This window comes from Pseudomonas sp. (assembly GCF_002796985.1).
Classification (GTDB): domain Bacteria; phylum Pseudomonadota; class Gammaproteobacteria; order Pseudomonadales; family Pseudomonadaceae; genus Pseudomonas.
This window is the reverse complement of sequence record NZ_PEKX01000012.1, coordinates 120,096-133,766: the sequence shown is the minus strand read 5'-3', so window position 1 is coordinate 133,766 and position 13,671 is coordinate 120,096. Positions and strand designations below refer to the sequence as shown.

The 13,671-nt window shown below is 61.8% G+C and carries 13 protein-coding genes; 1 reads left to right on the top strand and 12 read right to left on the bottom strand.

Features of this window, described 5'->3' with window-relative positions:
* Positions 1 to 48 precede the first annotated feature (48 nt).
* From CTR55_RS18325 to CTR55_RS18305, 5 genes are all read right to left on the bottom strand, one after another.
* Positions 49 to 552 (bottom strand): DUF934 domain-containing protein, encoded by a 504-nt coding sequence (locus CTR55_RS18325; RefSeq protein WP_296288251.1) that lies wholly within the window; start codon positions 550 to 552, stop codon positions 49 to 51.
* Positions 536 to 2,194, bottom strand: coding sequence for a nitrite/sulfite reductase (locus tag CTR55_RS18320; protein ID WP_296288250.1), 1,659 nt, complete (start codon positions 2,192 to 2,194; stop codon positions 536 to 538). The genes CTR55_RS18325 and CTR55_RS18320 overlap by 17 nt, the downstream gene beginning before the upstream one ends.
* Positions 2,195 to 2,461: 267 nt before the next feature.
* Positions 2,462 to 2,956, bottom strand: a complete 495-nt coding sequence (locus CTR55_RS18315; protein ID WP_296288249.1) for a PaaI family thioesterase — start codon at positions 2,954 to 2,956, stop codon at positions 2,462 to 2,464.
* A 342-nt stretch (positions 2,957 to 3,298) separates the two neighbouring features.
* Positions 3,299 to 3,514, bottom strand: coding sequence for a DUF2970 domain-containing protein (locus CTR55_RS18310; protein ID WP_296288248.1), 216 nt, complete (start codon positions 3,512 to 3,514; stop codon positions 3,299 to 3,301).
* A gap of 48 nt (positions 3,515 to 3,562) precedes the next feature.
* Positions 3,563 to 4,888, bottom strand: a complete 1,326-nt coding sequence (locus CTR55_RS18305; protein WP_296288247.1) for an MATE family efflux transporter — start codon at positions 4,886 to 4,888, stop codon at positions 3,563 to 3,565.
* A 384-nt stretch (positions 4,889 to 5,272) separates the two neighbouring features.
* Here CTR55_RS18305 and CTR55_RS18300 point away from each other — a divergent pair, with 384 nt between their 5' ends.
* Positions 5,273 to 5,467 carry a hypothetical protein gene (locus tag CTR55_RS18300; RefSeq protein ID WP_296288246.1) on the top strand — a complete coding sequence of 65 codons (195 nt, stop codon included), beginning with the start codon at positions 5,273 to 5,275 and terminating at the stop codon, positions 5,465 to 5,467.
* A 192-nt stretch (positions 5,468 to 5,659) separates the two neighbouring features.
* On the opposite strand, the gene CTR55_RS18295 is transcribed toward CTR55_RS18300, so the two are convergent.
* The 7 genes from CTR55_RS18295 to CTR55_RS18265 form a co-directional block, all read right to left on the bottom strand.
* On the bottom strand, positions 5,660 to 6,010 hold the full coding sequence (locus CTR55_RS18295) for a 50S ribosome-binding protein YggL (protein ID WP_081516557.1): 351 nt from the start codon (positions 6,008 to 6,010) through the stop codon (positions 5,660 to 5,662).
* Between the two features lie 43 nt (positions 6,011 to 6,053).
* Positions 6,054 to 6,248, bottom strand: a complete 195-nt coding sequence (locus tag CTR55_RS18290) for a hypothetical protein (protein ID WP_296288245.1) — start codon at positions 6,246 to 6,248, stop codon at positions 6,054 to 6,056.
* Positions 6,249 to 6,638: 390 nt separating this feature from the next.
* Entirely contained in the window at positions 6,639 to 7,754 is a 1,116-nt protein-coding gene (locus tag CTR55_RS18285; RefSeq protein WP_296288244.1) for a fimbrial protein, read from the bottom strand.
* A gap of 274 nt (positions 7,755 to 8,028) precedes the next feature.
* Positions 8,029 to 8,928, bottom strand: coding sequence for a hypothetical protein (locus CTR55_RS18280; RefSeq protein ID WP_296288243.1), 900 nt, complete (start codon positions 8,926 to 8,928; stop codon positions 8,029 to 8,031).
* Between the two features lies 1 nt (position 8,929).
* Complete coding sequence (locus CTR55_RS18275) at positions 8,930 to 10,234, bottom strand: TolC family outer membrane protein (protein ID WP_296288242.1); 1,305 nt, start codon at positions 10,232 to 10,234, stop codon at positions 8,930 to 8,932.
* A complete protein-coding gene (locus CTR55_RS18270) occupies positions 10,231 to 12,330 on the bottom strand; it encodes a peptidase domain-containing ABC transporter (protein WP_296288241.1) in 2,100 nt (699 codons plus the stop codon). Before CTR55_RS18270 ends, CTR55_RS18275 begins: the two co-directional genes overlap by 4 nt.
* A 2-nt stretch (positions 12,331 to 12,332) precedes the next feature.
* Complete coding sequence (locus CTR55_RS18265; protein ID WP_296288240.1) at positions 12,333 to 13,535, bottom strand: HlyD family efflux transporter periplasmic adaptor subunit; 1,203 nt, start codon at positions 13,533 to 13,535, stop codon at positions 12,333 to 12,335.
* Between the last annotated feature and the right edge of the window lie 136 nt (positions 13,536 to 13,671).

Sequence of the window (13,671 nt, the reverse complement as noted above, 5' to 3'; positions counted from 1 at the left end):
GCAGAAATGAAAAAGCCCCGCAGTGCGGGGCTTTTTACTGTCGCTGAATCAGGCGAGCTGACGGCGACGGAACAGCGGTTGCGGCTGGGTCACCGAGGTCTGGTAGACCTCGGAGAAGTCGTCCAGGCCGGCCAGCGCGGCTTGCGGGTCGCGGTCGGCGCGGATGGCGTAGGCGTCGAAGCCGCAGCTCTGCATGAAGAACAGCTGGTCGCGCAGCACGTCGCCGATGGCGCGCACTTCGCCCTTGTAGCCGAAGCGCTCGCGCAACAGGCGCGCGGTGCTGAAGCCACGGCCGTCGGTGAAGGCGGGGAAGTTCACGGCGATGACCTTGAACTTGTCCAGGTCTTGCGCGATGGCTTCGGGCTCTTCGTCCGCGTCCAGCCACACGCCCAGGCCGCCGTCACGGCCGCGCAGGGCCGGGCCGTGTTCCAGCCACAGGTTCAGCGGGATGATCACGTCGTCGCAGTTGGGCACGGTTTCCAGGGTCGCGTCCTTGGGCAGCAGGTGCCAGCGGTCGTCGACGACCTCGCGGTGCTTAATGATTCGCTGCATATACGCGCTCCTTGAAGAGGTCGATGCCGATGCGACGGTAGGTATCGAGGAAGCGTTCGTCTTCGGTGCGCTGTTCCACGTAGACCTTGATGATTTTCTCGATCACGTCGGCCATCTGGTCCTGGGCAAACGACGGGCCGAGGATCTGCGCGAGGCTCGCTTCACGGCTGGAGCTGCCGCCGAGGGAGACCTGGTAGAACTCTTCGCCCTTCTTGTCCACGCCGAGAATGCCGATGTGGCCGACGTGGTGGTGGCCGCAGGCGTTCATGCAGCCGGAGATGTTCAGGTCGAGATCGCCGATGTCGAACAGGTAGTCGAGATCGTCGAAACGACGCTGAATGGCTTCGGCTACCGGCAGCGACTTGGCGTTGGCCAGGGAGCAGAAGTCACCGCCCGGGCAGCAGATGAGGTCGGTCAGCAGGCCCACGTTGGGGGTGGCGAAACCGTTCTCGCGCAGTTCGCCCCAGAGGGTGAACAGCTGCGATTGCTCGACGTCGGCGAGGATGATGTTCTGGTTATGGCTGTTGCGCACTTCACCGAAGCTGTAGCGGTCGGCGAGGTTGGCGATCACGTCCAGCTGCTTGTCGGTGACGTCGCCCGGCGCCACGCCGGTGGGCTTGAGCGACAGGGTCACGGCGACGTAGCCAGGCTTCTTGTGGGCAAAGGTGTTGCGGGTGCGCCAGCGGGCGAAGCCGGGGTTCTCGGTGTCCAGCTGGGCGAGGGCGGCGTCCTGGTCTTCCAGGGCCTTGTAGGCCGGGTCGACGAAGTGGGCGGCCACGCGCTGCAGTTCGGCGTCGGTCAGGGTGCTCGGGCCGTCCTTCAGGTTCGCCCATTCGGCGTCGACCCGTTGGGCGAAGACTTCCGGCGTCAGTGCCTTGACCAGAATCTTGATGCGCGCCTTGTACTTGTTGTCCCGACGGCCATAGCGGTTGTACACGCGCAGGATGGCGTCCAGGTAGGACAGCAGGTGCTTCCACGGCAGGAATTCGTTGATGAAGCTGCCGACGATCGGGGTACGGCCGAGGCCGCCGCCGACGGAAACGCGGAAGCCCAGCTCACCGGCTTCGTTCTGCACCGCTTCCAGGCCGATATCGTGCACCTCGATGGCTGCGCGGTCGCTCACGGCGCCGTTGACGGCGATCTTGAACTTGCGCGGCAGGTGGGCGAATTCGGGGTGGAAGGTCGACCACTGGCGGATGATCTCGCACCAGGGACGCGGGTCCACGAGCTCGTCACGGGCAACACCAGCGAACTGGTCGGTGGTGGTGTTGCGGATGCAGTTGCCGCTGGTCTGGATCGAGTGCATCTGCACGGTCGCCAGTTCGGCGAGGATTTCCGGCACGTCTTCCAGTTCCGGCCAGTTGTACTGGACGTTCTGGCGGGTGCTGATGTGCGCGTAGCCCTTGTCGTAGTCACGGGCGATCTGCGCCAGCTTGCGAACCTGCCGGGATGCCAGCAGGCCATAGGGCACGGCGATACGCAGCATCGGCGCATAGCGCTGGATGTACAGGCCATTCTGCAGACGCAGCGGGCGGAATTCCTCGCCGGTCAGTTCACCTGCCAGGTAGCGGCGGGTCTGATCGCGGAACTGCTTGACGCGATCCTCTACGATCCTTTGATCGTATTCGTCATATACGTACATGAATCATCCTGCTGTCAGGCTATAGCGCTCAGGCGTACTGCGTGTCCCGGCGCGCACGGCAACGCGCTCCACGCGGAGTGGGGCGCACGATACCAGTTCGGGAATATGCGCAAAAGTGATGTTTGAGTATATGGCGAGAACTTTCAGATCTAAGCCGCGGCGGGCCTGAAGCTCAGGCGGGACGCGGCTTGCGCCGGGGCGATGGCGCCCTGTTGCATCGCTGCCCTCTATCGCTATTTCAAATGGCAGCGGCGCAATGGGTGTCGATCAGGCGTCGCGGCCGTGGGCGGCGTCGCGTAGTTGCGAGGTGTCGACGCGGACGAAGATCGAGTCGCCCACGCAGGTCAGCACGTCACCGGCGTAGACCTCGCAGATGATCCGGCTCTTGCGTCCGACTTCGCCCTCGACGTAGGCCTTGAGGGTCAGCGGTACGCCCATGGGCGTCGGCTTGATGTACTTGATGCCCAGGTTGCCGGTGACGCAGTCGATACGCGGCAGGCTGCCCGGCTCGCGGCCTTCGGCCCGGTAGTGGTAGGCCATGGCGGTCCAGTTCGAGTGGCAGTCCACCAGCATGGCGATCAGGCCGCCGTAGACCAGTTCCGGCCAGCCGCAGTACTTGGCTTCGGGCAGGTGCTCGGCGACGACGTGGATGCCGTCCTCGTGCCAACGGCTCTTGATGTGCAGTCCGTGCGGGTTGCTGCCGCCGCAGCCATAGCAGACGCCTTCCGGCGCGACAGTATCTTGCAGTGAGTCGACGTGCATGGTCGTTCCTTAATCCACTCGCTTGTTGTTGTTTCAAGGGCATGGGGAACCGGCAGCCTAACGGCATTTGCGCAGCGGCGGAAAGAGGCGGTTCCTTGAGCACAGGGCAGGGCTGGTCTTAACTCTTGCCTGTGGTCCTTCAACCAATAACGAGAAAATGGGGGAAGCATGAGCGAAGAAACGTCCCACAAGACAAGCGACAGCGTCGTCGATGCCCGCGCCGCATTCATCCTGATCCTGCTGGTGGTCGCCACCGCCGTGTATTGGGTCAGTCACCAGTGACAACGGTACCGGCGGGCCGTCCTGCGGCCCGCCAGGTACCTTCCCTCTCAGTTGGGTCTTCTAGAGCCCGGCGAAATGCAGCACCAGTTGCACCAGCCCGTAGAGCAGCAGCACGAAGATCAGTGTGAAGAGAATGCCCAGGGCGATGAAATGGCTGGGCTTGCCGTGGGTGAAGTCGCGCGCGCGGTTGCGCCCGCTCTGCACGCCGAAGGCGGCGGCCAGCACGCTGTGCAGCATCTGCCAGAAGCTTGGCGGCTTGTTCTGTTGCTCGTCCATCATTCGTCCTCCTTTTGCCTGCAAGCCTAGCTCCTGACGGAGCAAGCGCTAGAGTTCGATCTGCGTCCACTGGCGCTTCTGCCACATCACCGCGAAGATCGCCGAGGCCAGCCCGCGCTGGAGTATCTGCATGCTCCAGATTGCCAGCAGCCCACCGCCCAGCACCGGGCCGACCAGGTAGGCCAGCGGCAGGAAGAACAGCCACTGGTTGCCCAGGCTCACCGCCATTACCGTGCGCACGGCGCCGGCACCGAGCAGTGCCTGGGTCAGTACCAGCGCGGTGGCGTCGATCACCATGCCCATGCCGGTGAGCATCAGCGGCACGCGGCCCAGTTCGATCAGTGCAGGATCGCTGACGAACAGTCGCAGGATGGCTTCGGGGAATATCCAGAACGGCGCCCCCAGCAGCGCCAGCCCGCAGGCCGCCACCTTGACCACATCCCAGCCCCAGCGGTGCGCGCTGTCGAAATCGCGCTCGCCCATGCTCTGGCTGACCAGCGTGGTCGCCGCCATCCCCAGGCCGACGCCGGGCAGGATCAGGAACAGCGCCAGGTTGATCAGCACGTGGGCTACCGCCAGTTCGCGGGTGCCGACCTGGGCGATGATCCAGAACAGCAGGGTGATGCCGGCGGCGAAGAAAAACTGCTGCAGCGAGTTGGGCAGCGACAGGCGCAGCAGGGTGCGGATGTCCCGCTCGCGTGGCAGGCGCGGATGGAAGCCCTGGGCGCGGGCGTCGCGCCAGGTGATCCAGGCGTAGATCAGCGAGCCGAGGTACAGCGCCAGCGTGGTACCCAGGCCGCTGCCCACCGCGCCCATCCGGGGCAGGCCGAACAAGCCGTGGATCAAGCTGTAGCTGATCGCCGCGTTGGCCAGGTGCATTACGATCAGCGTACGCATGTACATGCCCGAGCGCCGCGTGCCGTTCCAGTAACCGCGGAAGGAGAAATTCAGGCCGACGGCAAGCACCGACAAGGCGCGCCATTCGAAGTAGGGGATGCCGACCGCGAGCACTTCGGGGTCGTTGGACAGGGCGCGGACGATGGGCTCGGCGAATAGCAGGCAGATCAGCGTGATTGGCAGCGACAGGCCCAGCGCCACCAGCAGCCCGCAATTCAGCGGTGCGGCCAGCTCGTCGCTGCGCCCGTCGCCCCGGCGACGCGCCACCAGCGCCTGGACTCCAGCGCCCAGGCCCATCACCAGAGAGATGGCGACGAAGTTGGCGTAGCTGCCGATGCCGACCCCGGCCAGGGACTTTTCCCCGAGATGGCCGACCATGGCCGCATCCACCAGGTTGAGCAGGCTCTGGCTGAGCATGCCGCCGATGATTGGCAGGCCCAGGCTGAGGATATTCTGAAAGCGCTGGCGCTCTAGCATGGCGTCTCGGGGCAGTAAGCTCCGGCCTGTTCTGGAGATCCGTCGGGCCCGTGCCGGTAGGGCGCCGTTGTGGGGAATCCTAGCCGAAGCGACAGTTTTTCGCTCCTGCTTATGCCGGAATATGTCTACGAATACTGTGAATATTGTTCCGGTGATATTTCCGATACTTGTGTGAGCGTGCGTCACGCTTTTCCGCTTTGGTGAACGGGAGCGGCGTACAACGATGAGACTCAACTGACCGGGAAAACCTGTGCGAAAGCCAGGAACGCAGGGCTATTGAGCAACAGCCCGGACGTTCGTTCGGGCCCTCTGAGAGTTTGCGCTTGGCATCCTCCAATCTCCCGGTGAGCCTCTGGAGCAACCCGTGCTGATTGGTGGTGTTTGTTGGCTCAAGGGCGCGCGCCGATGCCGTGGCTGGACGCCAAGCGCGGCAGGCTGCTCGCGCAGGCCGGCGGAGACGTGGCCCCGGAACTGGCCGCAGCGGGCAATACCAAGGTGGTCCGCGTCAGGCTCAAGCTCATGAAGTCCCTGGTACGCCACGATGTGATCGAGGACATCCTCATCACCCCCGGCCGTTAGTACGACATCATCCGGCCCATGGCGAAGCACGAAGGCGTGTTCATGTTCTACGTGCAGGACAAGGTGAAAGCCAACCTGGTGCTGGCCCGGCGCAAACGGCAGGAGGTGGGGCGCAGGAGGCGATCTGAGGAGAGGGTGGGATCTGAACGCGGGCGGGCCGGGGAGGCCGCCCGCGTTTTTCAGGGGCGGGACTTACTCGAACAGGCCGTGCCAGCAGTCACTCAGTTCGCCCAGCTCGAAGGACTTGGCCCAGGACTGCTTTTCCAGCCACAGGCGGGTGGTTTCACGGTCGGCTTCGGTCAGGCTGCCGACAGCGTTCAGGCACAGGTAGCCGGTGAACTCGCCATCTTCGGTGGCGCCGCCGACGAAGACCCAGCCCTCGGACTCGACGAAGGCGATCCACTGATCGAGCACGTCATCCAGGTCGCCGCTGTAATTCACTTCCAGGCTGAAGCCGAATTCCTGGAACTCGGCCAGGCGCAGTTTCTTCAGCAGGCGGCGCTTGCGTGGTTTGGCCATCTGTTCGGGCGTGAGGTATTTCATCTGTCATTCTCTCGTCAGGGTAAGTCCGGCGGATGGCCGGGCTTCAGTCCAGGGTGTCCTGGGTGATGTGCACATCGGCGAACCATAGCTCGCGCCAGCGCTCCTTGCGCTCCTCCAGCGGTAACTGGCGTGGTGAGGCGGGTTGGGAAGCGCCCAGGGTGGCGGGATTATCCCGTATCCGGGCGTTGAGTGCAGCGTAGGTTTTCCCGTCGTCGTCCCAGAGCCCGCTTGTCAGCACTCCCCAGCGGCGGCATAGAAGGAATTCGACTGTGCCACTGCCCTGTCAATCGTGTTGCGTATCGGCGAGGGACTGGCAATGAATGGAAACCTTGCCAAGGGCATCCGAAATATAGGCCGCGCCATGCTTTCGGCAAAACTGGCAATCTCAGGCTCGCGGAGTGAGGCGGGGAGTTGCTGGTGGAAGTTGGCGTAGACAGTGATATTGCTGCAGTGACACTGGCGGTGGATAGAGTGTGTCATGCAGAGGGTTCCTGGCGGCAGTTCATCCGGGGGGAGTGACTCCGCGCTGCGGTATGTTCAAGCGGCACGGGGCATTGGCTGCCGGAGAGAGCTGTATGGCATGTGACGAAAAGGCATCCGTAGATGCCTTTCAGCCGAAAGCTGGGTGTTACAGGTAGAAAAGTGTCAGTTGCGCGGTTCCCATCACCTTGCCCGCGGTGACTTGCGCTGCTGTCCCTGTTCGGTAGTACGAAACATTCATCTTGATAGGGATGGAGGAGTTGCCCGACGCCGAACTGTAATCAGACACCACGTAGCTGGAGTCGCCAAAGCGAATTGGAGCGGTGTTGGCTTCATTGGTGATTCGCAGGCCGACGCCTTTCGCCATGTTGGTGCCGGTGGCGTTCTGGAAGGTGCCATCAGTTGCGCTGATGATCGTACCGATCGGGTCGAGCTGGTATTTGATGCTGTTCATGCCGGCCGGACAGTTCCGGAGGGTGAACTGGAATGGCTTGGTCCTGATGCTGGTTGCCGAGGCGAAATCGGCCTTCTTCGCTGCATCGAGGATGACCTGCGCTCCATCGGCCGTGCAGCCCAGAGCCTGGAGGTTCACTGAACTGACGAGGTAGTTCTTGCTGCCAACAGCCGTGGAATAGTTTCCATCGGTATCCAGTGCGGTATAGCTGAGCGTAAACGCCGGCATCGTGCCGGCGACAATCTTTCCGGTCTTGATCAGGCGGGCTTGCAGCTGGGCGCCGTAGGTGGAGGAGGTCGACTCTATGCTGTAGCAATAGGCGTAGCTGTATGGAATGTTGCCTGAGCCGGTTAGCCAGCCGCTCCATCCGTTGATGCCGCCGTTATCCGCACAATGGGGCCCCGCTGAATAGGTCCGAAAGCCGTAGACGATGCCAACGCCGGCTAATCCGGTATTGAAAACCTTATAAGTCGTTCCGCCTTCTGAATAAGTGCCTGCTTGTGCCAAGGTGGGGAATTTGATGCCAATGCCCACCTTGGTGTTGTTGTCGGAGGTGCAGGAGTAAATATTGGATGCCGCCGCGCCGGCGATCCAGTTGGATAATGGTGTCATCGACGCAGTGTTGTCGCGGGGGACTGAAATAGGGCTTGGAAAAGTGAAGGTTTCAGATCCGCCACCGGTGAAGCTACAACTGCTCGAAGCCAGTGATTGTTGGCTCCAGATACTCAGGATTAGTGTCAGTGCGCTATAGACTGCCGCTGGCCGAATTCTAAGAATCATTTTCAACCTCCCAGGTTTTCTCATTTCCATATCTGTAATCCTGTATCGGTGGAGAAAAGTGTTATTTGATTGCACACCGAGCCGGTCGTGCTCGTGTGCTAGTTGATCCACTCTTGAGAACGTGCCGCAGGTATTGCCATGGCCTTGGATGAGTCTTTCGGCCCGGATAACTAATAAAGCGTTATTGACCCGGCGTCTGTCCGATGGAGATTCCCGCATGTTGGGAAAGTTCTTATTCCAGCAAGGATTACGCTATGAATTGGGAGTGCTTCCTGGAGCGAGCTGAAGTCCCGTCGATTCTCCTTCATTTTGTCGGAGCGAACCCGTAGCGGGATGGATGATCAGCCAGGATCCAGTTCGGGTAGGCGTCGTGGTAAGCCCGTTCGATGTAGTCAGCTACCCGCTGAGGGGCATTCGCCTGACGAAGCTCGACAGGTTCGAAGATCCGGTGGCCGAACCTGCCTTGTCTGAATGTCAGGTGGAAGCACAGGAGTACGGCATTGGTGTGCCCACCGATGTTGAATACTCCGCGATGCAGGCGTGCGGGACGGCCTAGCATGGACACTTCCACGGTTTCCATGGGGTATCGCTGCATCATGTGGGGCGGCACGTCGCTGAATAGAACGGCCGCACCATCCCGCTTCAGCGCTCGCAACAGACGAAGGCCGAGAGCCGACCGATTGTTTTCATCGAGCGTGTGCAGTATCCGCAATCCAGGTATCAGGATATCTTCCTGGCGGCCGTAGGCTTCCCTTGGGCTGCCCGATACGACGGCAAGCTCGGTCAAGTTCAAGGCTGAGCGCAGTGCATCGACCACATAGATGTTGGCGTATTCGGATACATAGTGAAACGGCGAAACAATCACGGGCTTGCCGGGTGATTCTCGGTGAATGCCATTGATGATTGCGGCCAGCTCGGCTGCCGTTGACTCAAGCGCCGGCCAATGATCCCCCCGGCCGTACAGCCGGCCGAGATGCATGCGACGGTCCAGCAGGTGCTCGATATCTGCGCTGGCCATGGTGCGCCAGGCGTCCTTCTGGCTCAGTGAGGCGCTGTCGCTTCCCCATTCGTAGCGTAATCGTCCCCGCCAACGCGACTTGGCGCTGACGAGGCTGCGCAGCCCCCAGGACAGCAAGGCGACCCGCTCCAGCGAACGTGCGGACAGTGTCAACAGGCAGCGGTCTTGCCAGCGAATAGCGGCCATCTCAGTTCACCTGGGCATCGGACGTCAACCATGCGTCAAGCACCTGGATATCACCGAGACCCAGAGAAGCGACTTCGGCCTTCAGCGCCAGGAAGGCTGTCAGCATCTCGTACTGGGCTTTCGCCTGCTCGCCACGGCTGCTGAACAACAGTTCCTGCGCTCGCAGAACATCGAGGTTGGAGCGACTGCCTGCCTGGTACCCCATGCGAGTCGCTTGCAGGGCCGATTCGTTGAGACGAGCGATATCCCGAAGTGAATTGCTTCGTTCACGCGCCCAATTGAGGCGCTGGAACCACTCGCGTGCGTCGGCCGCCGATTTGCGAGTTGCTGCCAGCAGCTTGTGCTCGGCTTTTTCTTCGCCGGCCGTGGCCTGGCGCAAGCGCGCCCGATTGGCTCCACCGGTAAACAGCGGGGCGGAGATAGTGAGCATGGCACTATTGGTCGTGGTGGGATCGGAGTAGCCGGCGGCGGCGCCGGATGGCGCGTGACTGGCGCTGAAGCTGACGACTGGGTAACGCTGGGCGCGTGCTTTCTCGGTATCTTCGCCGGCGATGCGGACCTCGAGCTGGCCCAGTTGGACCGGGAAGCTGCGTGTCTCGGCCTGGTGGACCCATTGCTGAAGGCTCTGGGATTTCAACCAGGGTCTCGTGCGCATTGGACTGATCACGGATTCCAGGGTCACCGGGCGCCCAGTCAGAGTTTCCAGAGCGCGGCGACGGGACTCCAGAGTACGAGTGGCGTCCTGCCTGCGCAATTGGGCCTCGCTCAGGCGCGACAGTGCTTCCTGTGCATCGATGACGGTTGCTTCACCGCCGGCCTGCAGTCGCTGGGTCAGGTCATACTGTTCTGACACGGCACGAAGGTAGTCGCTGGCGCGGCCCAGTTCCTGAGAAGCCGCCAACAGGTCGAAGTATGCATTCGCAGAGCGCAATACCAGGGCTTGCCAGGTACTGGCGTATTGGAGCTCTGCCTTGGCGCTGGCAATGCTCGCCTGGCGCAGTTCCACCCAGCGTTCCCAGTCGAACACGGGTTGCGTGAGCGTCACCATCCAGCCGTTCTGCCAGTATTTGGCCGTTGGCTGGTTTTCCGTCGTGATCTGGTTGTAGGCGCGGCCCCATCCGCCATCGAGCCTGGGCAGGAGCGCCGCGCGTGCCAGCGGCACTTCCTCTCGCTCAATCCTGATTTCGGCGCTTGCGGCGGAAAGCTCGGCATCATGGACAAGTGCGTCATTGACCACGGCCAGCAGTTCACCCGCGAAGGCGGCCGAAGGGACAAGGCTCATCCACACCCAAAACACGAATCTCATGCCTGCTCACCCGTGCGAAGGGCGCGGTCCAGAAGCTTGCCCTCGATCAGTTGATAGCTGCGCTCGAAGCGCGATGCCAGCTTCGGGTCATGGGTGATGACGATCAGCGTGCGATTCGTTTGCTGCAGGACGTCGGCAATCGCCGTCACCGAATCCGGGTCCAGGTTGGACGTGGGCTCATCGAGCAGCAGCACTTCGGAGTCCTGATACAGCGCTCGCGCCAGCAGCAGGCGCTGGCGCTGGCCGGCGGAAATATTGGCAATCGAATCGCTGATGATGGTTTGGGTGCGCATGGGCAGTTGCATGACGTCACCCAGGAGTCCGACATCCTTCAGGAGCTGGTTGATGCGATGGTGGTCGGGGCTGGCGCTGAACAGGGAGATGTTGTCGGCGATGCTGCCGTTGAGGATCAGGTCGCCTTGGCGCATCTGGGTCATATGTTGGCGAACTTCGTCGACGGCAAGGTTCGCATAGCTCACACCGTTCAGGCGGATCTCGCCTTGCTGTGCCGGTTCCGCCGCGCAAAGCAGTTTGAACAAGGTGGACTTGCCGACGCCAGAGGGGCCGACGATGGCGATCTTGTCACCCCGGCGGATATCCAGGGAGACTCCTGACAGTACGGCCCGGTCGGAGATGCCGTAGCTGAAGCCCAGGTCGCGCACCTGAATCGAATCAAGGCAGCGAAGTTCAACGGTCCTGCCAATCTGCCCCTGCAGCGCATAACGCTCCGGCTCATGCTCCACGATGTCGGCGACCCGTTGCACCGGAACGCTCAGCATGAAGCGACCGAAGAGGGCATTGATGGCTTGGGCAAGCCGAGCGGAGGCCAGAGACTTGTAGATCATGAACGAATAGAAGACACCTACTGAGACCTTGCCGTCGAGCATCAGTCCGGCGGCCAGCCAGGTGACGACTATCACGTCGGCATATTCGACCAGCCCCAGTACCGCGTCGCGGAAGGCTGTCAGCTTTGCGCTTTGCAGCACGGCTGCAGCGTTGGCTCGAAATCTTCCCATGAAGAGCGCGGTTCGGCGGGTTTCACCGCAGGCCAGTTTGATCAGCGAGGCGCCGCGAATCGTCTCGATCAGGGTGTCGTCGCACTGGGCCGACCTTTCCAGCACCAGCATATGTGCGTCGCGCATTGGCACGTAGAGCGCAAACGCAGTACCCAGGTACAAAGCGAAAATACCCAGGGCGACGGCAGTCAGCACGGCGCTCTGGATCAGCATGAGGGTAATGGCCAGGGCGGCGACCACGAGGTCGATGCGCAGCGCAATGCGTGTCTGCACCGAGTAGCTGTTGATTTCTTCCTGTGACTTCATGCGAGCGAACAGGTCACCGACATTTCGCTTCTCGAAGTAGGAGATGGGGTTTTTCAGGAGTTGCCCCACTAGACCTTGGGTGACGTTGACGCTGACCAGGGTTCCCGCGAGTGCAGTCAGGTAGGTCTGAACGAATTTGCTGAAGGTGCCGATGGCGAAGATGCTGGCGAAGGTGATGGCGAGTATGTGCAGCAAGTTGCGGTTGTCGCTGGTCACGACCTGATCGAGTACCAGGTTGCCGAAATAGGGCATGGCGAGAATGGCGAACTGACTGCCGATGGCGATGAAAGCCAGCTTGGCGATCTGGCCGTGCAACTGCGGATTCAGGGCACGTACCTGGTCGAGCGCACCTGGCACTTGCGACCGGGCCTTGATGCGAGGCAGCCCCGGAGTGGGTGTGCACTCGAGCAGGAAGCCGGAGGTATTCGCCAGGAACATCTCCAGACCAAGACGGCGGCGGCCTGACGCCGGATCGATCACCACCACATGACCGCGCCGGTACTTCTCGAAGACCACGAAGTGAGCACCACCGAAGTGCAGGATCGCACCCGGTTTGATGTTAGGCAGATCGTCGCTATCGAACTGGAAGGCCTGAACGGCGAGTCCGAAATCGGTGGCTACGTCGAACAGGTCCATCAACGTCAGGCCGTTGGCGGAGAGGGGGCGGTGAGCTGCGATCTCCCGTGTTTCCGTCGCTCGCCCGAGATGCGTCAGAACCATTGCCAGGCAGGCGTAGCCGCAGTCGGCGACTTCATTCTGGTAGATGATGCGCACGATCAGCCTCGCATCATCTGGAAGAGTGGTTCCAGTACCCATTCAGCAATGGTCCGGCGCTCGATCACCACGCTGGCGGTGCCGCGCATTCCCGGAAGAATGCGCAAAGGCGCTCGAGCTGGGCCGAAGACTTCGCCTGAGAGCGTTGCCCAGGCCATGTAGTTGTTGATCTCCATGGCTTTCCCGGGAGTGAGGGGGGCGGTGTTCTCGCTCTTGTTCATCGCGGTGTCCGAGATCGAGCCGATGCGGGCCTGGAGGGTGCCGAAACGGGCATAGGGGAATGAGTCCAGCTTGAGGCGCACAAGCTGTCCTTCCTTGACGAAACCGCGTTGCCGCGATGGGATATTCAGTGCTGCCACCAGGGGCTCGTTGGAGCCCGAATTGATGACCAGGGCAACATCGTCGATTGCCAGCGAGTGTCCCGCGACCAGGCTGGAGAAGGTGATGACACCCGAGTGGGGGGCGTAGATGGTGGTGTTCTGTCTATTCGCTTCGAAACGCAGGCGGATGTCCTGAGTCTCGCGGTCCAACTGAGCGCCTGTCTCTCGCTGTTGTACTTTCAGTTCGCTGCGGTTGCCGCGCAGCGTCTCGATCTCGCTCTGTAGCGAATGGCGTCGGCCCTCGCTCTGAGCGACTTCCGCAGCGCTCTGGTTGGCCAGAAGGCGCGCCTGCTCCTGGCGATCGGCCGTCACGTAGCCGGCAAGGCCTTCGAGGCGTTGCTGTGTCCTGCGGGCGTCGGCAGCGATCTGCTGGGTTCGCTGCTGCTGCCGGGCTAACGCCTGCAGCTCCAGTTCGCGGGCGCTGAGGGTGAGCTCAAGGGCTTGAAGGCGTGCGTCGAGTGCGGCCAGACGATCACCGTGTTGAGAGGTTGCCGTGGCGATCTGCTCATCGCGCATCGTCTCGTCGAACCTTGGCTTGGGCGTCCCGTCGCTCGACAGGGTGAGATCGCGGTCGAGCTGGAAGAGCGGCTGCCCCTGACGGACCTCCTGCCCTGAAACGACCTGCACGGCAGTGACCAGCCCTGTCAGTCCCCGCACTTTGATCTCTGACGGCGAGACGATTTCACAGGGAACATCTCGCTTGAGTTCGACTTCCTGGAAGAATGCGTAAACGACAGCCAACGCCACGAACGTTGAAGTGAAGTAGGCGATCCAGCGCCAGGAAACGTCGGCGAAACGTGGCAGCTTTTCTACTGGGGTGCTCAAACTATCAACCTGCTGTACTGCGCGAGGCTTTGGCCGGTGCTGGCCAGCGTTGTGGGAAGAAATCAGAATTTTTCTGGCGGGTAGGACGCTGTCCGAAGCTTGATGTCGGACAGCGCTGTATGGCGGAAGGACTGGG